We start from the raw sequence: 25,466 nt of genomic DNA, 5'->3' as shown, positions 1-25,466 counted from the left end.
AAGGACATGGTTTTTGAGTAAAATTGCCTCCATTGAACCGTTGCTTGCCCGCGTGGGTCGGCGCAATCAGCTGTTGGTTCGGGTTGAGACCGAGGACGGTATCGTTGGCTGGGGCGAATCCGGGCTCTCGGCGCGTCCAGAGGCTGTGGCTGCAACGCTGGAGTATTTTGCCAAGTTTCTGGTGGGGCAGGATTCTGCGCAAGATCGGGCGTATCTGGCAGGAAATGTATCGCAGCCAGTATTTTGAAGGCGGACGGGTGTTTACCGCTGCCATCTCAGCGATGGACCTTGCGTTATACGATATATTGGGCAAGGCGCTTGATGTGCCGGTCTATCAGCTGCTCGGTGGGCGCCAGCGCGACGTTGTTCCTTCCTTCGCCAGCGCCACCGGGCAAAGCTATGAAGAGGTGCGTGACCAGGTCAGCACGCTGGTCGAAGCTGGCTGGGATTGTGTGCGGGTTACGCCAAGCTACTACGATACCGGGACTATTTTTGAACCCAACAAATCCATCGCTCAGACAGCTCGCGATCTGATTGCGCTGCGCCAGCAATTTGGGCCTGAACTGGTCATCGGCATTGACTATCACCACCGCCTGTCACCAGCTGAGGCGGCGAACTTTTGCAATATGTTGCCCCCCGGCACATTGAACTTTCTTGAAGAGCCAATTCGCAACGAGACGCCCGAAGCCTACGCGATGCTGCGCGGTATGACCGACGTGCCCTTTGCCATCGGCGAAGAGTTCGCGTCGAAATGGGCTGCCGGACCCTATCTTGAGCGCGGTCTGACGCAATATATGCGGCTCGATATCTGCAATATTGGCGGGTTCACAGAGGCGACGAAGGTCGCTGGATGGTGTGAACGGCATTATATTGATCTGATGCCGCACAATCCGCTGGGGCCGATCTGCACGGCGGCGTCCGTACATCTTGGTGCAGCCGTACCCAATTGAGCCTGGCTGGAAACCCGGCAGAGCCCGGTGGAAGCCCTCGGCTTTCACGATCCCGAAATTTTCCCCAAGCAGGTGACAATGGAAGGGCCGGTTTACATCGTGCCCGACGCGCCAGGGCTTGGGGTAGAGGTCAATGAGGCGCTTATCCGCGCCTCCAAACCAACTCATGTGGAACCGCCACATCTGAGGCGACCGGATGGTTCTGTAACCAACTGGTAAGACGAAATTTTGTGTAACTGCAAGGGAGGACAACATGCAGCACATCAAGTCGAAACACGGACGGTGGATTTTCCGTCTGGCATCAGCAAGCGTTGTTGCCGCACTCTGTTTTCCAGCATTGGCTTTTGAAGAAGCGCCGATGCTCAAGGAAATGGTTGACGCGGGCACACTGCCCCCGGTCGAAGAACGTATGCCCAATGAACCAATGGTCATGGAAGTAATTGAACAGCCTGGTGAATATGGTGGCACGTTGCGCCGCGCCATTCTGGGCGGTGGTGACCAGCACAACCTCGTTCGCACCATCGGCAGTGAAAATCTGGTGCGGTGGGACGCGACCTGGACTGAGGTCAAACCCAATATTGCAGAAAGTTGGGAAGTATCGCCAGACGCCAAGTCGTTCACCTTCAAACTGCGTGAAGGCATGCGTTGGTCAGATGGTGAGCCGTTCAACGCCGACGATGTCATGTTCTGGTACGAGGACGTGTTTTCCAATCGTGACCTGACGCCGACATGGGACTCCAACTATGTTGGTCCCAATGGACCGGTGGTCGTGACCAAGATTGACGACTACACCGTCAAGTTCGCGTTTGATACGCCAAATGGCCTGTTCATCCAGAACATGGCATATGGTTTTGGCTATTATCCAACTGCCTATGCCAAGCACTATCTCAAGCAGTTCCACATCAAATATAATCCTGATGTGCAAGAGCCTGGTAGATGCCGAGCCGGCTGCCTCTGACTGGGTGCAATTGTTCGGTCTCAAGGCTGGTGCCATGGATACCCCGTTATTCTGGCAAAATCCGGATCGCCCGACGCTACATGCCTGGCATTTGACCAACGCCTACGGCTCGACCGATCGCGTGGTTGCGGAACGCAATCCATATTATTGGAAAGTCGATCCCGAAGGGCAGCAACTCCCCTATATCGACCGGATCACCTATGATCAGGTGGAAGATGTTGAAACCATTCTGCTCAAGGTCTTCAACGGCGAAATCGACTATATGAACCGCCATGTCGGACGACCCTCCTACCGAGCGGTGCTGACCGACAATATGGAGCGCGGCAAGTATCATTTCTTTGATACAAATGATTTGCCAGCCGGTACCGTCATTTTGATGATGAACCTCAACAACACCGATCCGGTCAAGCGTGAGGTCGTCAACAATCGGGATTTCCGTATCGGCATCAGCTACGCCATGAACCGGCAGGAAATCATTGACCTGCTGTATTTTGGGTCGGGACATGCGGCCCAGACATCGCCACAACCAGGCTCAGTGCTCTATGACGAGGAATTTTCCAAGGAATACACTGAGTATGACCCGGACAAGGCCAACGAATATCTCGACAAGGCAGGCCTGACCGAACGTGACAGCGAGGGCTTCCGGCTTGGGCCTGATGGCAAGCGCTTCACACTTACGTTCATGGTTGCGGATGTGTTCGGGGTTCAGTTCCCCGATGCGATGGAACTGGTTACAGCCTATGCCGCTGATGTGGGCATTGACTTTCAGGTGCGCGCTACCGACCGTTCGCGCTTGATCGACATGACCACCAACAATGAGCAGGACGCTTATATCTGGAACTGCGGTGGTGGTCAGGCCGATGTCTATACCCAGCCAATGTGCTATGTGCCGCAACCTAGCAATTCGGTGAATTGGGCGCGCCTGTGGGCTGAGTGGGGCGTTGACCACACCAAGGGCGAAGAGCCGCCAGAAGACGTCAAGGCAATCTTTGCTGCCTATGACGAGGTGAAGGCTGCTACGACGCCAGAAGAACAGAAAGCCAAGATGAAGCATGTTCTTGATCTGGCCAAGGCCGAGCCTGTTCACAGTGGGTCTGGTTCAGAACGAGCCAGCATTCGGGATCGCACGCAATAATATGCGCAACATTCCTGATCCGCTGCCCATCGCTGGACAGCTTTGGTATCCGGCTCCCTATACGGCGCAGTTCTACTTTGAAGGCGGCAAAGCGCTGCCCTGATGCCACAGTGCTGGTCCGGGCTGCGCCCGGACCAGTTCGACGCCTATACAAAACACCTTTCATGTCGGCGGTTTAGCTGCCGACATTCGACCCACAAAGGACTTTGGGTAATGCCTGCAATTGCAAAATGGCTGGTGGTTGTTGCCATCGGTCCAACAGCGGGAGCCACGATGCCATGCTCGGTTTTCTAGCCCGTCGCATACTTTATATGATTCCGACCCTGTTTCTGGTGTCGATCGTTACATTCGCGATCATCCAGCTGCCGCCGGGGGACTATCTCGACACGTTGGCAGCCGATATGGGCGAGGCCGGTTCGGACAATAACGCGGCTATCGAGGCACTGCGCGTGCAGTACGGTCTGGGTGAGCCGATGTATGTGCAGTACGGCAAATGGATGAGTGGCATATTGCTGCACGGCAATTTTGGCCTGTCCTTTGAGAAAAACCGTCCGGTTACCGATCTGATCTGGGATCGGTTGGGGTGGACGTTCCTGATTTCGTTGCTCACACTGGCCTTTATCTGGCTGACGGCGCTGCCCATCGGTATCTATTCGGCGGTCAAAAAATACTCGGCCGGGGACTATATCGCGACGTTCTTCGGCTTTATCGGCCTGGCGATACCCAATTTCCTGTTGGCGCTGGTCATGATGTATGTGGCCTTCCGCTATTTTGGGCAAAGCGTTGGGGGGCTTGTCAGCCCGGAATATCTTGACGCGCCCTGGACATGGGCAAAATTTGGCAATCTGCTGGAACATATCTGGATGCCGATTTTCGTGATTGGCACGTCGGGCGCGGCGGCGCTGATCCGCATCATGCGGGCCAATCTGCTCGATGAACTTTATCGGCCCTATGTGGTGACGGCGCGCGCCAAGGGCATGAGCGAATTTCAACTGCTGTTGCGCTATCCGGTGCGGGTGGCACTCAATCCGTTCATTTCCACGATTGGCTGGATTCTGCCAACGCTGGTTTCGGGGGAAATCATCGTTTCGGTGGTGATGAACCTGCCCACGACCGGCCCCATGCTGCTGCGGGCGCTTTTGGTGCAGGACATGTATCTGGCCGGTTCGCTCATTCTTATCGTGAGTGTTCTTACTGTTGTGGGCACGCTCATTTCCGATTTGCTTCTGGCATGGATCGACCCAAGGATCAGATATCAATGACCCAAGCCTCAACTCTTCCCTTAGCCGACGATCCCGCCGAGCACTCACCGGTCGTTCTGGGGCCGTGGGCACTGGTGTGGCGTAAATTCATGCGCCATCGGCTGGCTGTCATCAGTGGCGTGATCATTATTCTTATCTACCTGATCGCGGCGTTTGCTGAATTTGTGGCGCCAGCCGACATTAGCAAAACCAGCGTACGCCACACATTTGCCCCACCGCAAATGATGCATCTGTTCGCCCCAGGCGACGATGGTTCAACTGTTTTCCTGCCTCACGTCAAAGGTCTCAAAACCACGATTGATAAAGAGGCACGCCGTCGAACCTTCGAGATCGATGACACCAAGATCATCCCGCTGGGCTTTTTCGTCCACGGATTTGAATACAAGCTGTTTGGATTGATCGACACCGACCTGCATCTGTTCGGCGCGAAAAATCCACGCGACACATTCTATTTGTTCGGTGCCGACCGGCTGGGCCGGGATATATTCAGCCGTATCGTGGTCGGTACGCGCATATCCATGTCCATCGGACTTGTCGGCGTCGCCATGTCGCTGGTCATCGGGGTGCTGCTGGGCGGCATTTCGGGCTATTTTGGTGGCTGGCTAGACGGTTTGATCCAGCGGTTCATCGAATTTATCCGGTCGGTGCCGACCATCCCGCTGTGGATGGGGCTTGCCGCCGCCATACCGCTGGACTGGCCACCGTTGCGAACGTATTTCGTGGTGACCCTTATCGTGTCGATGATCGGTTGGACAAGTCTGGCGCGAGAAGTGCGTGGCAAATTCCTGTCGTTACGCAATGAGGACTTCATCATTGCGGCGCGGCTCGATGGGCTCAGCCATGGCGAAGTGATCCTGAAGCACATGGTGCCATCCTTCTCGAGCCATATCATCGCTTCGCTCACGCTGGCGGTGCCATTGATGATCCTGGCTGAAACCTCGCTGTCCTTCCTTGGCATTGGCCTTCAACCGCCAATCGTGTCATGGGGCACGCTGCTCAAGGAGGCGCAAAATATCCGCTCGATCGCCCAGGCACCATGGCTGCTGATTGCACCTGGTACGGTGATCGTCATTGCGGTTCTAGCATTCAATTTCCTAGGAGACGGCCTTCGTGATGCCGCTGACCCCAATGCACACTGATAGCCCCGAACCGCTGCTGCGTATTCGTGGTCTCAAGACGCACTTTTTTACCGCTGATGGCGTGGTCAAGGCGGTTGATGGCGTCGATCTGGACGTCCAGCAAAGCCGAACCACCTGTATTCTGGGTGAAAGCGGTTGTGGCAAATCGATCATGGCGCGCTCCATCCTGCGCATCGTCGATGCGCCGGGACGAATCGTTGAGGGCAGTATCACCTATCGCGCTGCCGACGGCCGCACCGTGGATCTCGCAGCGATGAGTCCCACCTCCAGAGCCTATCCGGGAAATTCGCGGCAGCGATATTTCGATGATATTTCAAGAACCTATGTCGTCGTTGGGGCCGATCCAGAAGATCGGCAAGCAAATCAGCGAAACCATTCTGCTGCACCGCAGGATGAGTAAGGCAGAAGCCAGGGAGGCCGCGATCGACATGCTCGACCGGGTCGGAATTCCCAACCCTGCCAGGCGCTATGAGTCCTATCCATTCGAGCCTGTCCGGCGGTATGCGCCAGCGGGCGATGATCGCCATGGCGCTTAGCTGTCAGCCGCGCATGCTGATTGCGGATGAGCCGACTACGGCGCTGGACGTCACAACGCAGGCCCAAATTCTCGATTTGATTGCCGATCTCAAGGAAGAGTTCGACATGTCGGTGATGCTCATTACCCATGATTTGGGGGTGGTGGCGGAAGTGGCTGAAGACGTCGCGGTAATGTATATGGGCAAAGTTGTTGAGCGCGGTGACGTCTATTCGGTTTTCGAGAATCCAAAGCATCCCTATACGCAGGCGTTGCTGGAATCGGTGCCGCGCATTGGTGGGGTGCGCAAGAAAAGATTGCCTGCGATCAAGGGCATGGTGCCGCATCCGTTGGCACGACCTTCTGGGTGTTCGTTCCGTACGCGTTGCGAGCGGTACATGCCCGGCGTCTGTGATCGGGCCGAACCCGAACTGACCAAACAGGGTGAGTCCGAAGTGGCGTGTTTCCTCTATTCGTCGGAGTTGGCCGATGTCCGATAACATTCTGGAAGTCAACGGGCTGAGCATGCATTTCCCGCTGAGCGGGGGCGCCTTTCGCAAGTCCACATCCGTGGTGCGTGCTGTCGAAGACGTCTCGTTTTCGGTCAAGCGCGGCGAAACATTTGGCGTGGTGGGTGAAAGCGGTAGCGGCAAGACGACGTTGGGCCGGTGCATCATGCGTATTCTAACCCCAACAGCGGGCACGATCCAATATACTGGCAAGGCGCAGGAGCCAGTTGAGCTGGTCACTAGCGACGATAGCCTGTTGCGTACAATTTGGCGCGATATCCGCATGGTGTTTCAGGATCCACAGTCCTCGCTCAATCCGCGGCTGCCGGTGATCGAAATTGTTGGTCAGTGCCTCAGGAAGTCGGAAAAGCTTTCGGGCAGTGCGTTGGCCGACCGGGTATCGACGCTATTGACCAACGTCGGTTTGCGCCCGGAAATTCTGCACCGTTATCCTGGTGCGTTTTCGGGGGGTCAACGCCAGCGATTAGGCATTGCGCGTGCACTGGCGACCAATCCGCAGTTGGTGGTCGCCGATGAGGCGGTTTCGGCGCTGGATGTGTCGATCCAGGCGCAAACGCTCAATCTGATGCAGGATCTGCAGGAGCAGTTCGAACTTACCTATATTTTTATCGCCCATGATCTGGCGGTGGTCGAGCATATCTGCGATCGAGTCGCGGTGATGTATCTGGGGCAGATCGTGGAACTGGCCGACAAGGACGAATTGTTCAACAATCCCAAGCATCCTTACACCCGTGCCCTGCTCAATGCGGTGCCGGTGCCTGATCCACGCAAACGGCCGGAAAAGCGGGCGCGGCGTGGTGCCGGTGAAATTCCGAGTGGCGGGGTCCGCCCCGACGCATGCCAGTTTGCGCCACGCTGCCCACATGCACAGGACATATGTCGAAATTCCTCTCCGCCTGAAAAACAGATCGACGGCGTCGCCGTGCTCTGCCATTTCGCCGGGGAGATTTAGCGGCCACGCATCAGGTGAGGTGTCGATACTAGGTCGGGTTTCTGCGCTTGGCCAAATAGATATGATCGCAGGCGAGCACGACGTCGTCACGCTGGTTGATGACGCGCACTTCTTCGGTTATCCGGCCATGATCGAGGCGTTTTGGATCGTCTTCCAGCCTGGCAATCCTGAGTTGGGTATGGATAGTGTCGCCAATGAAGACCGGTTTTGGAAACCGCAAACGGTCGTACCCATAGGAAAAAGCCAGCGGGTTAATCTCCGTGGCGGTCAAACCAATGCCTATGGCAAAGGTCAGGGTGCCGTGGGCAATCCGTTGGCCCCATTGGCTCGATTTCATGGCTTCGGCGTCCATGTGGTGAGGGAAAAAGTCCCCGGTATGGCCCGCATGTACGACGAAATCACTTTCTGTGATCGTACGCCCGAACGTCGTGCGGGTATGATCCAGAACATAGTCTTCAAAATAGCGCTCGTGTTCCATCAAAAGCTCTCTCGAAACAGTTGGTTGATGGCCTCAATGATGGCGGCGGGTTCTTCGCGCGATTGCAATCCGATATTGAGGCGTCGGGCGGCTGCGTCCTGAAAGGCCATGTAGCCGTTGTGACGCGGTCGCACCCAGGCTTTTTCCAGCGTTTTGCGTGTACACCGATAAAAGTCGTCGACGGCCAGATTGACCGCGTCGTCCTCCCAAGCAAGACCATGACCGGGTTGGCCACCGGCTTTAGCATAGAGGCCGCGCTGCACCGGTGCGCTTGCCACCCAATAGGCATAATCGATTGCCTCGGCCTTATGGTCGCAAAATGCGGATATGGCGATGCCTGTGCCGCCGAGCGCTGAGCCGGACGGACCAGCAGTGCCTGCTGCGGGAATATCGGCAAATTTTAGCCGCTTTGGGCGGAAGTCCGCTAGTCCATAGCTGAGATAGCCGTAGCCCAGGGGCATGATCGCGAAGGGGCTATCGGGCTTTGCCATAGCCTCCGAGGCGTCAATGGGGTCCATATCGAACTGGTCAGCACCGATATGGTCGGTGACCGCCCGCAGGAGGGCAATAATCTTGACGCCCGTTGGCAGATCCAGCAATTCGTTCTGGCCGCCGGTGGGGCAGGGATGGCCAAGGTTTGCGGCCAAGGTGTAAAGACACATAAGGGAATGGGGCGGGCGCATCGGCAATATCACCTGGCCATTTTTGGCCAATGCAATAACCTCATCCCAGCTCGTAGCCGGTTTTGGCAATAGATCGGGTCGATAGGCCTGGACCTGCGCTGCCGCATCGATGGGAAATGCCCATTGGCGGCCATCCCAATTATAGGCTCTGGAACGACTGACCTACCGTGTGGGCTCGCATATCGGCCAGTTCGGTCTCTCGTCCGGCAACGTCAAGCGGCACAAGACAGTGTTCAGCCGTGATCTGGCCAACATGGGGGTGATCAATCACGATCAAATCATATTGGCGTGCCAACTCCTCAACCGGGAAACTCTCAAAGTCCTGAAGGCTGCGCTTGTCCCAGCTTATTTCGACGCCTGTATCTTTGTGCCATTGCCGCGCCGTCGCCACCATCGGATCATAGCCGCGCGGGTGACTCCAGGTCATGCCTTTCAATTTTTTCATAGATTGAACTCGGCGCGAATGGCGGCGCTTTGTTCGCCGATGCGCGGCGCGGCCCGTCCGGTGCTGGCACGCTCGCCGTTGACGCGGAGCGGTGAGCGGGTGGTGACAATGCTCACATCGTCCGATCGGGTGACAGTCTGGAGCATGTCGAGAGTCTTGAAACCGGGGCTGTCCATGAGTTGGCGCCAATCAAGCACCGTGGCACACCAGATGTCAGCGGGCTCCAGTATTGATAACCAGTGCTCGCTGGTGGCGGTGACCAGCCGATCGGCAATGATCTTCTTGATCTGGTCGCGCGCCGTAAACCAGGTTTTTGGCTCTTCATAGGCAGTCAGGGCGTCAATATCGAGCAGGTCTCGCAATTTTCCAATTGGGGTCATGGCAATGGCGATATAGCCGTCGCTGGTGGGATAGACGCCATAAGGCGCAGACAAATAGGCATGAGCCGATCGGAAGGCGCTGCGTTTGGGAATGCGGCCGCCATCATTTAAATGGGTGGTCAGCACTTCGAACTGAAAATCTACCAGCGCTTCAAGAAGAGAGGTTTCTATGTGGGCGCCTTCGCCCGATATGCCGCGGCGTACCAAAGCGGCCAGAATGCCTTGCGCCACGGCAGCGCCTGCAAGCATGTCGGCGATCGCCAGTCCGAAGGGCACCGGGCCCTGATCGTCATCACCGTTGAGCCACATGACGCCAGATCGGGCCTGTGCGAGCAGGTCCTGCCCTGGACGATCAACCCATGGACCGTCCTCGCCATAACCGGTGATCGATGCGTAAACAATGTCGGGATTGAGTAGTTTTACCGCCTCATAATCGAGGCCGAGCCGAGCGATGACGCCGGGTCGAAAATTTTGTAATACGACATCCACCTTGCTGAGTAGCTTGCGCAGTGCCGCCAGATCGTCGGGATTTTTGAGATCGAGGGCGAGACTTTCCTTGGAGCGATTGATGGCGTGAAAGATGGTGGAGTCCCCGCCAATCTCGGTGTCGCTCAAATACAGGCTTCGGCTCAAATCGCCGCCGGCGGGCCGCTCGATCTTGATGACGCGGGCACCAAGATCCTGCAATCGCAGGCTTGCATAAGGACCAGACAGGAACTGACATAGATCAACGACGACCAGTCCATCGAGTAGGCCGGGCTTTAACGTACTCATGATGGTTTATCAATCTGGTTGGCGAAGGCTTCGGGGTTGCGGTATTTGACGGTCTGGAGATGTTCGCAATAAAGCACCAGCTCACCGTCGCCCTTGTACACTTCGTAGCTGGCGCGGCAGAGGCCAAGCTTTTGATATTTCGGGCGTTTGTCGAGATTGGTGCGGATAGTATAGATGGTGTCGCCGATAAAGGTTGGCTTGATGAACCGCAGGCGGTCATAGCCATAGGAAAAGGCGTTGACGCAATTGGTGGCGACCAACCCCAGTCCGGCGGAAAAGACCAGCGCACCGGCGATCAGGCGTTTGTTGAACTGACCTTCCGTCGTGGCAAATATTTCGTCGGCAACATACGGGTGCATGTCCGTCACCAGCGCGTTGAACTGCATGGATTCACCCTCCGACATGGTGCGGCGGAGCGAGCGGATTTTGTGTCCAACCGTCCAGTCTTCATAAAACCAGTTTTCTGCGTTCCAGACCGGTAGTTCAGCGTGGTGGGAGGGCATGGTTTTAGGGTGTGTCGAGGAGACGCCAACTGTTGCGCTGCTCATGGTTTTTCCTTGATGGGGGTAGCCGGGGATCGAGCGGAGGTAAAGGCGGCTTCAGCCAATGCCATGGTGTGCCAGGCATCTTCGACCGAGGTTATGAGCGTTGAATCCTCGCCTGCTGCGACGCGTTGCAAATTGCTCATGGTGCCCACGAATGCGTGGGGAAACCATCCGCCTGTCAGGGGTATCTGGTGCCAGTCCTTGCCACGCTGCACGATCCAAAGCTCATCGGGCTCGCCTTCGGGATAGTTGAGCAATAGGCCAAGCTTGATGATTGCAGCGCCTTGCGTGCCTTCGACGCGGAAGCTGGCGTCCTGAAACCGACGACCGAAATCATGATCATGATTGATCGACAAGGTGGTGCGAATGCCATCGGCAAAATCGAGGATCGCGCTGGTGCGGGTTTGCGCCAGATCGTGATTGGGATGGCCTAGAGTGCGAACGTGGACGCCCTCGGGATTACCCAGCAGCGAACGGATCATATCGAGGTAGTGAATGGAGTGAACCGCAATTTCGACCCGCTCCATGCGCTTGAGAAACGGGAAGAGATGCCAAGGGGTAACAAGGTTCAGATGAACCTCAATATCGACCAGATCCCCCAGCCAACCTCGCTCTACCGCATCGGAAACTGCCAGCATCATGGGCGAAAACCGCAACTGGAAGTTGACCGCTGCTGTCAGGGACTTGGCTCGGCACAATTCAAGAATTTTTGTTGCTTCAGCAAGGTCCCGACCCATGGGCTTTTGCAACAAAACCGTGGCGCCATCGGGGAGTTCTGACAACACCTCCAGATGGGCGGCAGGGGGAGTGCCAGGTCAAATACAGCGCCGGGTGTGGCCACGGCGTCGGCCAGGGTTTTGAATGTCGGGATATCCCACTTTGCGCCCATCGCCGTGGATTTTTCCGCGTCGATGTCAAATATCCCCGCCACCGGCAGGTCGGCTAATTTGTAGGCGGGCAGGTGGGCGTCATTGACGATGCCCCCAGCGCCGATGATGACAATCGGCAGAGGCGCGGTCGGCCGCGGCCAAGCCTGTCGCAGTGGTTTCTTATCCTCCATCCTCAACCGTCCTTCAGCAAGCAGTTCATTCTTATGTGAATAATCTTTTCACATACAAGCGAACTATGCAAGCTGGCTTCGGCGACTAGTCGAGGTGGAAAACTTCGTGGGCAGGGGCCCACCATTCGCCGTCTTTTCTGGTGTCGAGGGGGCGTTGCATGGGCATGCAGAGGTCCCACCATTTCTGGGTGACGGGATCGGCGGCCATGGCGGCCATGTCGGCGTCGTGGTCCTGGCCGGTATATTCATAATAGGCGAAAAGCAGGTTTTCTGGTTGGCGCAGAAAAATAGAGTAGTTGGTGATATTGCTGTTCTTGATCTGTTTTAGAACATCGGGCCAGACCTCGGCGTGAACTTTTGTATATTCGGCAATCTGGGCAGCGTCCAACCCAATGACGGCACCATATCGTTTCATTGACGTTCTCCTGTTTATTTCGATTTTTCGCTGGATCGTTGAGACAATTCGTGTCCTGCGGCCTGCAACATTGTCAATGCTTCGGTGATGTTGGGGGCATTGGCCTTGTCGATACGCTGGGTGTAAGGGCAGGTGAGGGCGGCGATGACGGAACCAAGAGGGCCGAAGATCGGGACGGAGAGGTTGAAGACGCCGGAAACCTGTGCACTGGGCATGTTTTCGTAACCGAGTTTGCGCACAGTGGTGAGCCGCTGATCGAGGCCTTTTGGCAAGGCGTTTGGATCGGTAAATCCTTGTTCTTCCAGCATTAATTTAGCTTCTTCGTCGCTATGATAGGCGAGAAAAATGTGTCCTGACCCCGTGTTAACAAGGCCGACACGACTGCCAATACGGATAGAGACGTTCCAATATCCGGGGCCATCCATCTGGGCAACGACGACAAGATGGCCACGGTCATGAATGACGAGATGACAGGCCTGTTCGGCCTCCATGGCGAACTGGCGAAGGACTGGTTTTGCCTGGTTTACAAGGCGATTCATCGGGGGTCGAGCGTGCCCGAGCCTCGAAGAGTTTCAGGGTGATTTCATAGCGATCCTCAACGGTGCGCCGGACGTAGTTGCGGCGAACGAGACGCTCAAGCATGCGGTAGATTTCATTGGGGGAGCGGCCAAGGGCCTTGGCAATTTCAGCCTGGCTCAAACCGTCGTCGGTTTCGGCCAAAAGCTCAATTATATCAAGACCTTTGTCCAGTGCCGGGGCGCGATAGCGATCATCGTCGTCCAGTGTGATCAAGGTTCAACTCCCGTTATACCGATCCGTACCCTGCTACTAACAGGTGGTAGCATTAGGGTAACGTTGGCCGTCACGCACGGGTCAGCAAATGCGCAGTGTCGTGTCGCGACGACTGTTGACGTCATTGCACGGATTGTGCTTACCTACAAATAGATCTTTCAAATATGGATTATCAAGCCCCCAAAATTGGCGGCGTTGACCGAAAGGTCCCCTGTGGAGGAGAAATCAATGGTTAGTAAATTCCTGGCGAAAGCCCTTTTGGCGTCCTGTGCCGTGGCTGCATTGTCCGGCACCGCGCTGGCGCAAGAGTTTGATTATGGGTCATTCCCCGACTATACGCTCAAGGTGAAGCTGATTGGCGGCACCCAGTACGAAAAACTCTATACGCGCATTCCCGAGTGGGAGGCCATGACGGGCGCTAAGGTCGAAATCGTGTCGTCCAAGAACCATTTTGATCTTGACCGCGAGATCAAACAGGACATCGCGACAGGCCAGATCAGCTGGTGCCTGGGGTCGAACCACACCAGTTTTGCGCCCCAATATGGCGATCTCTATATCGACTTGAGGGACATGATCCCGGCCGAAGAACTGGCCAAATATGTGCCCGGCACATTGGCCGCTTCCGAGGTCGACGGACGGTTGGTGCAGTTGCCACGCGTTACCGACGTGTCCAACATTTATTACCGCAAGGACATTTACGAAGATCCTGCCAATATGAAGGCGTACAAGGAAAAGTTTGGCACCGATCTGGCGCCGGCCAAGACCTTTGACGAACTCAAGCAGCAGATCATTTTTCTGGCCGATCCCCCGAACCTTTATGGCACTGCCTTTGCCGGCAAGGACGAGGGCATGTCGGGTCGTTTCATGGAAATCCTGCGCGCCAATGGCGGCGACCTGTTTGACGAAAACTGGAAGCCGATCTTCAATTCGCCTGAGGGCGTAGCCGCGCTTGAGTGGTTCAAGGATATCTATGATGCCGGTGCGGTACCCGCTGGCACGGTCAATTATACCTGGGACGATATCGGGCAGGCCATGGCCGCTGGGCAGTTGGCAATTGACCTTGACTGGCCCGGCTTTGCCGGATTCTACAGCGATCCCTCCGCCTCCAAGATCTCCGACGTTCTCGGCTTTGCCGTGTCGCCGGTTGGCAGTGCAGGGGTTCGCGGTGGCTGGTCCGGTTCGCACTCGTTCTCGGTGACCCAGGCGTGCGACAACAAGGAAGCTGCTGTTTCCCTTGCTGTGTTCCTGACCAATGACGAGAGCGAGATGATGGAAGCCGAGGCAGGCAATCTGCCCACGCGGACCAAGACGTTCGATGAAGTGATCAAATACTTCAAAGAGAACGACAAGCCCGCACTGGCTGAAATGTTCCCGATCTGGCAGGCCTCCCTGGCAGACGCACGTACGCCGCCATTGATTCCGCAATGGATCGAGGTTTCCAACATTCTGTGGCCTCAGTTGCAGGCCGCGATCGTGGGCGAAAAGACCCCGCAGGAAGGCTCTCGACAAGGCCGCGGCCGATGCGACCGTGATCATGGAAGACGCTGGATTGCTCTAGTTCCTCGTTGCTGCTCCGGCCCTGGCTGGAGCAGCGTATTTCGCGATATTCGTCCGGGCCTGCGTCCGGACGAATTTGGATTGGCAGGCACTGCCGACCACATGATTATTTCGGGGGTGCAGGTTTGAGCGCAAGTGTTGAGACTATGCCGCATCACAAGCCGCGTAATCGCATAGGCGCGTTCATGCGCTCACCTGCGGCAACGCCCTATCTCCTGCTGTTGCCAGCGGCGCTCGTCATTCTATCGGTGGTGCTGCTGCCTCTACTGGTTTCGTTCTGGACCAGCTTTACCAACTATAATCTGACCCGACCGGCAACCTTGTTCAATTTTATTGGCCTGCGCAATTATCAGCGGCTGATGGGCAATAGCGATTTCTGGTGGGCGTTCGGGCGTACGATCATTTTCATTACCATCGCGCTCAATCTTGAGATGCTGCTGGGCTTGGGGCTGGCATTGCTGGTCAACAAGATCACCTGGGGACAGCGTACCCTGCGCACAATCATGATGTTCCCGATGATGTTTTCGCCCATCCTGGTGGGCTTCCAGTTCAAATATTTGTTCAATGACTCGATTGGACTGGTCAACAATGCGCTATTTGACCTTGGCCTGATAAAACAGCCGATTGCCTGGCTAGTTGATGGCAATCTCGCCAATTTTTCGATTATTTTTGCAGAAATCTGGATGTCGACGTCGATCTTTGCCATCCTGTTGCTCGCGGGGTTGATGGCGCTGCCCAAAGAGCCGATCGAGGCGGCGCGGGTGGATGGTTGCAATCCGTGGCAGGTATTTCGGCATATCACCCTGCCGTTTCTCATGCCCTTTGTTTATATCGCGATGACCATTCGCTCGCTCGATGTAGCGCGCGCCTATGACATGGTGCGGATCATGACCAATGGTGGCCCGGCGGGACGCACCGAGTTGATCTGGACTCTGATGACGCGCACCGGATATCAGAACAGCCAGATGGGTATGGCCAACGCCATGGGCTATGTGTCGATCATCCTGTCGATCGTCTTTACCTTCTACTTTTACAGGAAGCTGGTGAGCGCCCGCACCTTTATGGGAGGCGCACAATGAGCCGTCTCACGATTGAAAAGCCCTGGCAGCGCTGGCTAATCCGCTTTGGCGTATTCGTCGCCATGGCCATTCTGACCATTCCGGGCCTTTGGGTGGTGGTCACGGCGTTCCGGCCCAATATCGAGGTGTTGGCGCGGCCAGCGGTATGGATACCGCAAAACCCGACGCTGGATAATTTTGCCCGACTGTTCGGCCTGTCGAGTGAGCAACAGGGCCTGCCAGTGGCGCAGTATTTTATCAATTCGCTGGTGATCTCGGTCACCTCGACGCTGGTCGCGGTCGCTATCGGCATGGCGGGTGGCTACGCATTTGCGCGGTTCCGGTTTCCGGGCAAGGGCGGGCTGTTCCTGGCGTTCATGCTGAGCCGCACGGTGCCGGGCGTGGCGCTGTCATTGCCGCTCTTTATCATCTGGGCCCGGATCGGGCTGATCGATACATCGATGGGGCTGATTCTGGTGTATCTGGCGGTCAATGTGCCGTTCACCATCTGGTTGACCGACGGGTTTTTCCGGCAGATCCCAGTTGATCTGTCCGAGGCGGCGCAAATCGATGGGTGCACGCGCTGGCAGGCGTTCTGGAAAGTGGAATTTCCACTGGCCCGGTCTGGCCTGGCGTCAGCAGCGATCTTTGCGTTTTTGACCTCGTGGAACGAATATGCGTTGGCCAGCCAGCTCACCCGTACCACGGCCTCCAAGACCATGCCCGTGGGCCTGATGGACTTTACCGCCCAGTTCACCGTGGACTGGACGGGCATGAGCGCCATGGCTGTTCTCATCATTATTCCCGCGTTGGTTTTGACCTTCGTTGTCCAGAAACATTTGATCGCCGGCCTGACTTTCGGCGGCGTCAAGTAAGGAAGCATCATGGCTGAAGTTCGCCTCGAAAAAGTCGTCAAACGCTATGGCAAGACCGAGGTGGTGCATGGCATCGACCTTGAGATCGCGCATAATGAATTTGTGGTGCTGGTGGGGCCGTCGGGCTGTGGCAAGTCCACGACGCTGAGAATGATAGCGGGCCTGGAGGATGCGAGCGATGGCGCCATCACCATCGGAGACCGGGTGGTCAACGAACTGCCGCCACGGGCGCGCAATATCTCGATGGTGTTTCAATCCTATGCGCTTTATCCCCACATGACGGTGCGCGACAATCTGGGGTTTGGCCTCAAGATTGCGGGGCAGGACGAGGCGCGGATCAAGAAAAGCGTCGACGCGGCGGCCGAGATTTTGGGGCTGGGGCCCTATATGGATCGCTTGCCGGCCAACCTGTCGGGTGGGCAGCGTCAGCGCGTGGCGATGGGACGGGCCATCGTGCGCGATCCGGATGTATTTCTGTTTGACGAGCCACTGTCCAATCTGGATGCCAAGCTGCGCGGGCAGATGCGGGTTGAAATCAAGAAGCTGCATCAGCGGGTCAAGACGACGGTGATTTATGTGACCCACGATCAGGTCGAAGCGATGACGCTGGCCGACCGGATCGTGATCATGCGTGACGGCTATATTGAGCAAATCGGCACGCCTACCGACGTGTTCGAACGGCCAGCCAATACGTTTGTTGCCGGGTTCATTGGCTCGCCGCCAATGAACCAGGCTCGATGCAGTGGTGCGTTCGGGCAAGGCAGTTTTGTCGGACGGGGTGGAAGTGCCATTGTCGGCAAACCACAAAGTGAGCGAAGGGCAGGCGATCATTTTGGGCTTCCGGCCTGAAAGCTTTGCGCCAAAAGGGCATTCGCTGCATGGAGATGCCAATGCACTGGCCATTGAGCGCACCGTCAATATTGCCGAGCCGCTTGGTACCGAAACGATCCTCTACAGCGATCTGGGCGGGCGGGAAGTTCAGGGCAAAATGCTCAATCCGCGCGTCGTGACCGAGGGCGAGGCGCTCAGCTTCACGCTCGACCTGAGCCGGTTGCACGTCTTTGACAAGGCAAGTGGGCGGAGCGTGATCGCGTAATGGCAAAGATCGTCCGCATCGAACTGTTCATGGTTGACCTGAAGCCAAAGGTCAGACGACAGGACGCCATTCAATCGTTTGTTTCTCAGGAAACCCCATTTGTTCGGATTACCGACAGCGATGGGGTGGTGGGGACGGGCTATAGCTATACGATTGGCACTGGCGGCCATTCGGTGATGGCGCTTTTGGAGCGCACGCTGTGCCCGGCGCTGATCGGGCGCGATGCGATGGAGATCGAGCGCATCTGGCGCGACATGCTGTTCAGGACCCATGCAACGACAGTAGGAGCGATTACCGCGATTGCCATGGCCGCCGTTGATACAGCACTGTGGGATTTGAAATGCTGCAAGCTCGGATTGCCGCTGCATTTAATGGCGGGCGGGGCACAGCCGGAAGTCGCGCTTTATACCACTGAAGGCGGGTGGCTGCATATTGAGCAGGCGGCGCTGGTTGAAGACGCGTTGCGCGCCAAGGCGGCAGGTTTTGGCGGGTGCAAGCTCAAGGTGGGGCGGCCCATTCATCAGGACGTGCAGCGGATCGGGGCGGTGCGCGAGGCGGTGGGCGCCGATTTCGAGATTTTTACCGACGCCAATCAGGCGTTTGCGGTGGACGAGGCCATTCGGCGGGCACGCGCCTATGAACCGCTGGATATCGGATGGCTCGAAGAGCCGTTGCCAGCCGACGATATTGCCGGCCATCAACGCCTGAATGCGCACACCAGCGTGCCGATCGGGGTGGGAGAGAGCATATATTCGGTGTTGCATTTCCGCGAATATCTGGAGCGGCACGCGGCATCGGTCATTCAGGTGGACGTGGGCCGAATTGGCGGGATTACGCCATGGCTCAAGGTGGCGCATATGGCTGAGTGCTTCAATATTGCGGTCAGTCCGCACTTTTTGATGGAGCCTGCATGTGTCGCTCTGCGCGGCGGTGCCCAATGCGCGATGGGTCGAATATATCCCGCAGCTCGATGATCTGACGAGCGAAAAGATGAACATTGCCGATGGCAAGGCGCGACCGTCCGATGCACCGGGGCTGGGCATTGCCTGGGATTTTGACGCAATCGACCGGCAGGTGGTCGAGGGCAGCCGCGCGACGATAAGTCAGGATAGTTGAGACGTTCATGAGCAAGATTACCAGCCTGAAAGTGCATGATTTGCGGTTCCCGACGTCGGCGGCGCTCGACGGGTCGGATGCGATGAACCCGGATCCCGATTATTCGGCGGCCTATGTGATTTTGGGCACGGACGGTGAGCATGAGGGGCATGGGCTAACCTTTACCATTGGTCGGGGCAATGAAGTCGTGTGCACTGCCATTGAAGCGTTGCGCGGGCGGGCAGTCGGGCTGGAACTGGACTGGATCCGCGCCGATACGGGGCGTTTCTGGCGACATGTGACCGGGGACAGCCAGTTGCGCTGGATCGGGCCGGACAAGGGGGCCATGCATCTGGCGACCGGGGCGGTGGTCAATGCGGTATGGGACCTGTTGGCCAAGGACGCGGGCAAGTCGGTGTGGCAATTGGTGGCCGACATGACGCCCGAGCAACTGGTTTCGATTGTCGATTTTCGCTATCTCAGCGATGCGATCACGCCGGACGAGGCCCTGGCGATATTCCGCAAGGCGGAGGCGGGCAAGGCGGAGCGGATGGCGACGCTGCGGGCGGAGGGTTATCCCTGCTATACCACCTCGGCGGGGTGGTTGGGCTATTCCAACGAAAAGCTGAGCCGCTTGGCGACCGAAGCGGTTGAGCAGGGGTTTGACCACATCAAGATGAAAGTCGGGCGCGATCTGGACGACGATATCAGACGGCTGGAAATCGTGCGTGAGATTATCGGGCCGGAGCGGCTGTTGATGATCGACGCCAACCAGGTGTGGGAGGTCGACGAGGCAATTGACTGGGTCGGGAAATTGGCGCGGTTCAATCCCTATTTCATTGAGGAGCCGACAAGTCCTGATGATGTTTCGGGGCATCGTGCCATTCGCAAGGCGATTGCGCCGATCAAGGTGGCGACCGGGGAAATGTGCCAGAACCGGATCCTGTTCAAGCAGTTCATCAAGGACGGGGCGATTGATATCGTGCAGATCGATGCCTGCCGGATCGGGGGGCTTAATGAAGTGCTGTCGGTGCTGTTGATGGCCGCCAAGTTCGAGTTGCCAGTGTGGCCCCATGCCGGTGGGGTGGGGCTATGCGAATATGTCCAGCATCTGTCGATGATCGATTATCTGGTGGTATCGGGCAGCAAGCAGGGGCGGGTGATTGAATATGTGGATCATCTGCATGAGCATTTCATTGACCCGTGCGTGATCCGCAACGCCGCTTACATGCCACCCGAGGCGGCAGGTTTTTCGATTGAGATGAAGCCGGCATCAATCGCCGAATATACGTTCCGAGCCTGAAATCAGGCGGCGAAGGTGCGGTGGGTCGAGGCGCGGAAATGGGCCTCGAGTGCGGCAATGGCGCCGGGTGTGTCGCGGCGGTCGAGAGCGTCAATTACCAGCAGATGTTCGTCAACCGTGTCGATGAGTTGACCGCGGAAAATTGAGCGCTGGTGAACCCGCCGGGCCATGGAAATGTTTTCCTGCACGCGCGCGTGATTTTGCAGGATCGCCCGGTTTTCCAGCGCCTCGACAATTTCGCGATGCATGCGGCGGTCAACGTAGGTAATCTGGGCCTGAGCCTCCTCGAATTCAACGGAACCCTGGAGCTGGATGCGGCATTCCTCATGGCGTTCGCGCATGTTGGATAGCCATGCATCAGTCACCTGATCGCCAAAGGCGCGCAGGGCATATGTCTCGATCATGATGCGGAACTGGTAGTTCTCGCGGATAAAGGCGACCTCAGGATAAATGATGCGGATGCCGGTGCGCGGCTTGATCTCGACCAGACCGAATTCTTCAAGCAGGACCAAGGTTTCGCGCAGGGGCGATAGCGAGATGCCCAGCAGCTCGCATAGATCATTCTGGGTTACGATCATGCCCGCCGTCAGGGTCCCCTGCTGAAGCGCTTCGCGGAAGCGGCGGTATCCTTCATTGCTTTGTTGTTCGGCGTCGGGGCGAGAAATCTTATCCATCTGGCTAGCCTTAATTGCGCCGAGGAGACTGGTCTACACCCCTGCTGTAACATATCAACAGGCGTGTTGAAAATATCTTGAACGAGAGAAGTATGCTGTTTCTGCTGGACTTTAGAGCCCTTGAGTCGTCGTATTAACTGAAAATCTTGGCATTATTAGCATAATGGGGCTTGTCGCTCGGTTCGTAATATCTCATCATCGCTGAATAATATCTCAATGGGGCTGTTGGAGGCTGTTGATGAAGATCACTGGGTTTACCGCATGGTTGGTTGAGGCTGATCCCGGCCCAAAGTTTATCTGGCGAAACGGCTTGCCCGGCTCACATGGCGATATCCCCCGCGGTAGTAAGCCGCGCAAGGCGGTGATCCGCATGGAAACCGACAGCGGGCTGACAGGCGCCATCGAGATTGGCCGCGGCGATGCGGTAGTTGATATGGTGCGCCGCCGCTATTCGGGATTTATCGGCGAGAATCCGCTGATGACTGAACGGATGTGGCACCTGATGTGGGAAATCGACCGGGTCGAGGAAGTGCACATGCGCTCGCTTGGCCTGTTGGACCAGCTTTGCTGGGACGTGAAATCCCAGGCGGCAAAAATGCCGATCTACCAGATGCTGGGCGGCAATGATCCAAAAGTGCCTGCCTATGCCTCGACGGTCACCTGGCCAACGCTTGGAGAATATGAGCGCTATATCAAGATGAGCCGTGATCTGGGGTTCAAGGCATTCAAGCTGCACGCCTGGGGCGATGTGAAGCGCGATATCGACCTATCGACAAAGTTGCGCGAGTGGGTGGGGCCGGATGCGGATCTGATGTTTGATGGATCGGCTGGCTGGGACTATGTTGATAGTCTTGAAGTTGGACTGGCGCTGCAGGATCTCGGATTTCTCTGGTACGAAGAGCCGATGCGCGAGTTCTATCTCGGCTCCTACACCAAGCTGTGTGAAAAACTGACGATCCCCGTTTTGGCCGCCGAAACCTCGGACGGCGTTCACTGGAACATGGCGAGCCTGGATCGAAAACCGGGCGTTGGACATGACGCGGGTATCCACTTTCTACAAGGGTGGCTTTACCGGATCGATGAAAATTGCCCATATGGCCGACAGTTTTGGCATGCGGGCGCAGGTGCATGGCATGGGGCGCGAAAATGCCCAATTGTGTGCCGCCATCGCCAATAATGACTATTATGAGCAGCTGGTCATGGACGAGGCGCAGATCAAGGGCCTCGACAAGCTTGGCCCGTTGGCCATTACTGATGGCTATCTCAATGTCACCGATGAGCCGGGGCTGGGTTATTCGTTCGATTTTGACGCGCTGGACCAGACCGCTTTGACCAAGGTCAGCGTTACCGAGAAAATCGAGTAGGGCGACGTCATGGCGAGTGTCGAACTCAAGGCGGTCACGAAATCCTTTGGATCGGTCAAGGTTATCGAGGGGATAGATCTCGCGATCGAAAAGGGCGAATTCGTCGCTTTTGTCGGGCCGTCGGGTTCGGGGAAATCGACATTACTGCGCATGATCGCAGGTCTTGAGACCGTCACTGAGGGTGACATTCTGATCGATGGCAAGGACGTCACCTTTGCAGAACCCTCTGATCGGGGGATTGCCATGGTGTTCCAGTCATATGCGCTTTATCCGCATATGAATGTCTATGACAACATTGCCTTTAATCTGAAACTGTCCAAGTTCGACCGCACTGAAATCGACACACGTGTCAAGGAAGCGGCACGCATCTTGCGGCTGGAGGAATTGCTGTCGCGGTCGCCTGCCCAGCTTTCGGGCGGGCAGCGCCAGCGTGTTGCCATTGGTCGCGCCATCGTCCGACATCCAAAAGTGTTTCTGTTCGACGAGCCTTTGTCCAATCTGGATGCGGCGCTGCGGGTGCAGATGCGGCTTGAGATCGAACGGTTGCACCGCGAACTCGGAGCGACAATGATCTATGTGACCCATGATCAGGTCGAGGCGATGACGCTGGCGGACCGGATCGTCGCGCTTGACGAGGGTGTCATTCAGCAGGTGGGCCCGCCGCTGGACTTATATGCGGGGCCCAGCAACAAATTTGTCGCCGGGTTCATCGGCTCGCCAAAAATGAACATGCTGCCTGGCACCGTGCTTACTGTCGCCAATGGGGTGGCCAGCATTGGGCTGGACGCCAATAAAGAGGCGCGATTGGACCTGCCACTCAAGGGCGCCAATAAGGGTGATGCGGTTACCATCGGCGTCCGGCCCGAGGGCCTCGAACTGATCGCGGCGGAGGAGGCGGTGCCAGACGGTATCACCGCCCTGCCGGCACGCGTCGAGTCCGTCGAGCGGTTGGGCAATATCACCTTTGTCTATCTCGATGCCGGGGCGCCCGACGTCGTCACAATTCAACTTATCGGACATTCACCCCTGACCAGTGGGAAACAGGTCAGGGTCGGGTTGCGGGCGGATCACGTCCACATCTTCAATGCCGGGGGTAGCGCAATCACCACGGCCAAGAACACCTAAGCCGGTGGGAAACCGGCACATAACAGGAGGAATAGCATGCATAAACTGAAGACAACGACGGCAGTTGCGGGCGGATTGGCGTTGGCAATGATGGCGGGTGGTGCCTTGGCACAGGATCAGGTGACGCTCAATATCTGGTCGGATACACCGCGCCTGTCGATGTTCGAGCTCTATGATCAGACCCATGACAATGTCACGCTGAACGTTACCACCGTGGCACCAGCCGATCTGATCGCCAAACTGCAACTGGCGATGCAGGCCAAGAGTGAAATTCCCGATGTCGTGTTCTTGTCCGATATTGGCTACACCGCCCAATTGTCGACGCGGCGCTCCAACTATCTGATGGATCTGACCGACAAGGTGCCGCAGGCGCTGCAGGACGAATTTTATCCCAATGGCAATTCGCCCTGCGAGGTCAATGGCAAACTGTACTGCCTGCGCAACGACCTGGCCCACATGATGGTGTGGTACGACAAGCCATTAATGGAAAAGCTGGGCAAGGCTGTGCCGACGACCTACGCTGAATTCGAAGCGCTGGGAGCCGAATTGGGACCTGAAGGCTATGTGCTGGGTTCGGCTGTAGAATCCTTCCCACTCTATAGTTTCCTGGTGTCGGATGGTTGCGATATGGCCATGCCGGTCGAGGGCAAGCCCGACACGCTCAAGATCGATCTGACGACCGACAAATGCACCAAGCCTGCTGCCATGGTCGATGCCATGGTTGCCAATGGCAGCCTTGCCAAGGTTGGGCCATTCGAGCCCGATTTTGTCAATCTGGCCAAGACCGGCAAGGTGCCGCTGATCATCGGGCCAACATGGTTCGGCGAATATGTGATCAAGCCAACCTATGAATGGCCCGAGGGCACCTTGGCAGCCGCAATGCCGCTGAAGTGGGACGACCAGGACCAACCATTGACCTGGAGCTGGGGCGGGGGCACCTATGGTGGCTGGAAAGACACAGCGCATCCCGATGAAGTGGTGGATGTTATCGAATGGATGGCTACCGATATTGCCAACCAGACCGACGCTGTGACCTTGCCGGCCCATGAGCCTTCAGCAATCGCCTGGGGCGCCAAGCTCAAGGCCGACTCTTACTATGCCGACGCCGATGTGTTCGATGTGGAAGTTGGGTCCGCCAAGTATAGTCATCCCGGCTATGTCAGCCTGCGTTTCAGCGTATCGGACGCCATTGCCAAGGTCGTGGCCCAGGGCATGAGCGGTGGGGGCACCGTCGTCGATGCCCTGCCTGCGTTGCAGACTGAGCCTGACCAATCTGGCCAAACTCAATGGCTATACGGTCGAATAGTTGAAAAACGGGGCGCCCTGCGTGCAGGGCGCCCAGCTTTCACACGGGGCGCAGATACCTTCATGAGCCTAGCAACCAGCCCAACATCCGCACCGCCAATGACCGCCAGCCGGGTCGCCCAGGAACGGCGCAAGGCGTTTCTCGACACGCGCATGTCGTATCTGCTGCTGTTGCCCTATCTGCTCTTGCTGCTGATGTTTGGCCTGGTGCCGATTGGCTATGCGTTCGGCCTGAGTTTTTTCGATACCATCGAAATGGTGTTTTGGGGTCCGACGAACTACCAGTTCGTCTTTGATGATTTTCGCGTGCCGGCCAGCGTCGTCAATGTGCTCACATTCGTTGCGATCTGGGTGAGCATGACGGTGATCTGCGTGGGGGCACTATCGCTCATGCTCGACAGCGTGGGGCGGCGAGCGGCTACGATGTTGCGCACGGTCTACTTTCTGCCGGGCGCGGTTACCTCATCGGCCATTGTAGTGTTGTGGCTGTTTGTGCTTGACCCTTCGGTCAGTCCTTTCCAGCCTATCCTGCAAATGGTGGGCTGGGTATCACGGGCTGATGTGATCTCGGGCATCGGTCTGGCCGGTGTTTTTGCGCTTATGGCGTACTTTTCGGCTTCAGGCGGCTGGATCGTGGTGTTCGGCGGCGCCTTGGCGAGCCTGCCAACCGAGGTAATGGAAGCGGCGCGCATCGATGGCGCCAGCCGATTGCAACTGGCGCTGCGCATCAAGCTGCCGATGATCTGGCGATCAATCGTATTGATGGGTATTTTGTCATTTGCCACGGGACTACAATTATTCGTGGAGCCGCAATTGATGGGCATGGCTGGCACCCAGTTTGCCCAGAATGACTGGTCGCTGAACCAAATGGCCTTTCAATATGCCTTCCGTATGGGCGATTTCGGGGCTTCGGCGGCGCTGAGCACCATGCTGGTGGGGTCGTCCATCGCGATTGCATTGGTGATCGTATTTGCTACCAATTTCTATAAACTCGATTGAGGG

Annotated in this window: 18 protein-coding genes and 8 pseudogenes; 17 read left to right on the top strand and 9 right to left on the bottom strand. The window is 56.9% G+C overall.

Translation table 11 applies throughout. The annotated features are described in order from the left end of the window. Nucleotides 1-13 precede the first annotated feature (13 nt). The 7 genes and pseudogenes from PSQ19_RS07885 to PSQ19_RS07850 all read left to right on the top strand — a co-directional run bounded on the left by PSQ19_RS07885 (nucleotide 14) and on the right by PSQ19_RS07850 (nucleotide 7,440). Nucleotides 14-1,169: pseudogene (locus PSQ19_RS07885) on the top strand (mandelate racemase/muconate lactonizing enzyme family protein). Nucleotides 1,170-1,203: 34 nt separating this feature from the next. After that, nucleotides 1,204-1,908: an ABC transporter substrate-binding protein gene (locus PSQ19_RS07880; protein WP_282220319.1), complete on the top strand. Its 705-nt coding sequence runs from the start codon at nucleotides 1,204-1,206 to the stop codon at nucleotides 1,906-1,908. Beyond that, the gene (locus PSQ19_RS07875; RefSeq protein ID WP_282220318.1) at nucleotides 1,868-3,043 is read left to right on the top strand and encodes an ABC transporter substrate-binding protein; all 1,176 of its coding nucleotides are present in this window, start codon (nucleotides 1,868-1,870) and stop codon (nucleotides 3,041-3,043) included. Before PSQ19_RS07880 ends, PSQ19_RS07875 begins: the two co-directional genes overlap by 41 nt. A 278-nt stretch (nucleotides 3,044-3,321) precedes the next feature. Next, nucleotides 3,322-4,305, top strand: a complete 984-nt coding sequence (locus tag PSQ19_RS07870; RefSeq protein WP_282220317.1) for an ABC transporter permease — start codon at nucleotides 3,322-3,324, stop codon at nucleotides 4,303-4,305. Further along, the gene (locus PSQ19_RS07865; protein ID WP_282220316.1) at nucleotides 4,302-5,444 is read left to right on the top strand and encodes an ABC transporter permease; all 1,143 of its coding nucleotides are present in this window, start codon (nucleotides 4,302-4,304) and stop codon (nucleotides 5,442-5,444) included. The genes PSQ19_RS07870 and PSQ19_RS07865 overlap by 4 nt, the downstream gene beginning before the upstream one ends. Further along, a pseudogene (locus PSQ19_RS19780) lies at nucleotides 5,419-6,458 on the top strand (ABC transporter ATP-binding protein). The gene PSQ19_RS07865 and the pseudogene PSQ19_RS19780 overlap by 26 nt, the downstream one beginning before the upstream one ends. Further along, on the top strand, nucleotides 6,448-7,440 hold the full coding sequence (locus PSQ19_RS07850) for an ABC transporter ATP-binding protein (RefSeq protein ID WP_282220313.1): 993 nt from the start codon (nucleotides 6,448-6,450) through the stop codon (nucleotides 7,438-7,440). Before PSQ19_RS19780 ends, PSQ19_RS07850 begins: the two are co-directional and overlap by 11 nt. Before the next feature lie 28 nt (nucleotides 7,441-7,468). Here PSQ19_RS07850 and PSQ19_RS07845 read toward each other — a convergent pair whose 3' ends face one another. The 8 genes and pseudogenes from PSQ19_RS07845 to PSQ19_RS19345 form a co-directional block, all read right to left on the bottom strand. Then, nucleotides 7,469-7,918, bottom strand: a complete 450-nt coding sequence (locus tag PSQ19_RS07845; protein ID WP_282220312.1) for a MaoC/PaaZ C-terminal domain-containing protein — start codon at nucleotides 7,916-7,918, stop codon at nucleotides 7,469-7,471. Next, nucleotides 7,918-9,046: pseudogene (locus PSQ19_RS07840) on the bottom strand (extracellular solute-binding protein). Before PSQ19_RS07840 ends, PSQ19_RS07845 begins: the two are co-directional and overlap by 1 nt. Continuing rightward, entirely contained in the window at nucleotides 9,043-10,200 is a 1,158-nt protein-coding gene (locus PSQ19_RS07835) for a CaiB/BaiF CoA transferase family protein (RefSeq protein WP_282220311.1), read from the bottom strand. Before PSQ19_RS07835 ends, PSQ19_RS07840 begins: the two are co-directional and overlap by 4 nt. Beyond that, nucleotides 10,197-10,748 carry a MaoC family dehydratase gene (locus tag PSQ19_RS07830; RefSeq protein ID WP_282220310.1) on the bottom strand — a complete coding sequence of 184 codons (552 nt, stop codon included), beginning with the start codon at nucleotides 10,746-10,748 and terminating at the stop codon, nucleotides 10,197-10,199. The genes PSQ19_RS07835 and PSQ19_RS07830 overlap by 4 nt, the downstream gene beginning before the upstream one ends. Further along, nucleotides 10,745-11,805: pseudogene (locus PSQ19_RS07825) on the bottom strand (Gfo/Idh/MocA family protein). Before PSQ19_RS07825 ends, PSQ19_RS07830 begins: the two are co-directional and overlap by 4 nt. An 85-nt stretch (nucleotides 11,806-11,890) precedes the next feature. After that, nucleotides 11,891-12,220, bottom strand: coding sequence for an L-rhamnose mutarotase (locus PSQ19_RS07820; protein WP_282220309.1), 330 nt, complete (start codon nucleotides 12,218-12,220; stop codon nucleotides 11,891-11,893). Between the two features lie 14 nt (nucleotides 12,221-12,234). Continuing rightward, the gene (locus PSQ19_RS19350) at nucleotides 12,235-12,711 is read right to left on the bottom strand and encodes an IclR family transcriptional regulator domain-containing protein (RefSeq protein ID WP_328517747.1); all 477 of its coding nucleotides are present in this window, start codon (nucleotides 12,709-12,711) and stop codon (nucleotides 12,235-12,237) included. Further along, a complete protein-coding gene (locus PSQ19_RS19345) occupies nucleotides 12,674-13,012 on the bottom strand; it encodes a helix-turn-helix domain-containing protein (protein ID WP_328517746.1) in 339 nt (112 codons plus the stop codon). The genes PSQ19_RS19350 and PSQ19_RS19345 overlap by 38 nt, the downstream gene beginning before the upstream one ends. 228 nt (nucleotides 13,013-13,240) lie before the next feature. Between PSQ19_RS19345 and PSQ19_RS07810 the strand changes: the two are divergent. The 6 genes and pseudogenes from PSQ19_RS07810 (at nucleotide 13,241) to PSQ19_RS07785 (ending at nucleotide 19,996) form a co-directional block, all read left to right on the top strand. Beyond that, nucleotides 13,241-14,570: pseudogene (locus tag PSQ19_RS07810) on the top strand (ABC transporter substrate-binding protein). A gap of 184 nt (nucleotides 14,571-14,754) precedes the next feature. Continuing rightward, nucleotides 14,755-15,648, top strand: a complete 894-nt coding sequence (locus PSQ19_RS07805) for a carbohydrate ABC transporter permease (RefSeq protein WP_282220307.1) — start codon at nucleotides 14,755-14,757, stop codon at nucleotides 15,646-15,648. Further along, the gene (locus tag PSQ19_RS07800) at nucleotides 15,645-16,502 is read left to right on the top strand and encodes a carbohydrate ABC transporter permease (protein WP_282220306.1); all 858 of its coding nucleotides are present in this window, start codon (nucleotides 15,645-15,647) and stop codon (nucleotides 16,500-16,502) included. Before PSQ19_RS07805 ends, PSQ19_RS07800 begins: the two co-directional genes overlap by 4 nt. Before the next feature lie 9 nt (nucleotides 16,503-16,511). Further along, nucleotides 16,512-17,598, top strand: a pseudogene (locus PSQ19_RS07795) (ABC transporter ATP-binding protein). Further along, nucleotides 17,598-18,714: pseudogene (locus PSQ19_RS07790) on the top strand (mandelate racemase/muconate lactonizing enzyme family protein). The pseudogenes PSQ19_RS07795 and PSQ19_RS07790 overlap by 1 nt, the downstream one beginning before the upstream one ends. Before the next feature lie 7 nt (nucleotides 18,715-18,721). Continuing rightward, on the top strand, nucleotides 18,722-19,996 hold the full coding sequence (locus PSQ19_RS07785) for an L-fuconate dehydratase (RefSeq protein WP_282220305.1): 1,275 nt from the start codon (nucleotides 18,722-18,724) through the stop codon (nucleotides 19,994-19,996). A 2-nt stretch (nucleotides 19,997-19,998) separates the two neighbouring features. Here the strand turns inward: PSQ19_RS07785 and PSQ19_RS07780 are convergent, their stop codons facing one another. After that, complete coding sequence (locus PSQ19_RS07780) at nucleotides 19,999-20,670, bottom strand: GntR family transcriptional regulator (RefSeq protein ID WP_282220304.1); 672 nt, start codon at nucleotides 20,668-20,670, stop codon at nucleotides 19,999-20,001. 238 nt (nucleotides 20,671-20,908) lie between these two features. Here PSQ19_RS07780 and PSQ19_RS19340 point away from each other — a divergent pair. The 4 genes and pseudogenes from PSQ19_RS19340 to PSQ19_RS07760 form a co-directional block, all read left to right on the top strand. Continuing rightward, nucleotides 20,909-21,649: pseudogene (locus tag PSQ19_RS19340) on the top strand (enolase C-terminal domain-like protein); the annotation flags it as partial. Nucleotides 21,650-21,704: 55 nt separating this feature from the next. Next, nucleotides 21,705-22,034 carry an enolase C-terminal domain-like protein gene (locus PSQ19_RS07770; RefSeq protein ID WP_282220303.1) on the top strand — a complete coding sequence of 110 codons (330 nt, stop codon included), beginning with the start codon at nucleotides 21,705-21,707 and terminating at the stop codon, nucleotides 22,032-22,034. A 9-nt stretch (nucleotides 22,035-22,043) separates the two neighbouring features. Next, nucleotides 22,044-23,159, top strand: coding sequence for an ABC transporter ATP-binding protein (locus PSQ19_RS07765; protein ID WP_282220302.1), 1,116 nt, complete (start codon nucleotides 22,044-22,046; stop codon nucleotides 23,157-23,159). Between the two features lie 36 nt (nucleotides 23,160-23,195). Continuing rightward, nucleotides 23,196-25,463, top strand: a complete 2,268-nt coding sequence (locus PSQ19_RS07760) for an extracellular solute-binding protein (RefSeq protein ID WP_282220301.1) — start codon at nucleotides 23,196-23,198, stop codon at nucleotides 25,461-25,463. Nucleotides 25,464-25,466: the final 3 nt, after the last annotated feature.

It is taken from the genome of Devosia algicola (assembly GCF_028816455.1).
Classification (GTDB): Bacteria; Pseudomonadota; Alphaproteobacteria; order Rhizobiales; family Devosiaceae; genus Devosia; species Devosia algicola.
The sequence above is the reverse complement of the archived record's forward strand: the minus strand, read 5'-3'. Positions and strand labels throughout refer to the sequence as shown.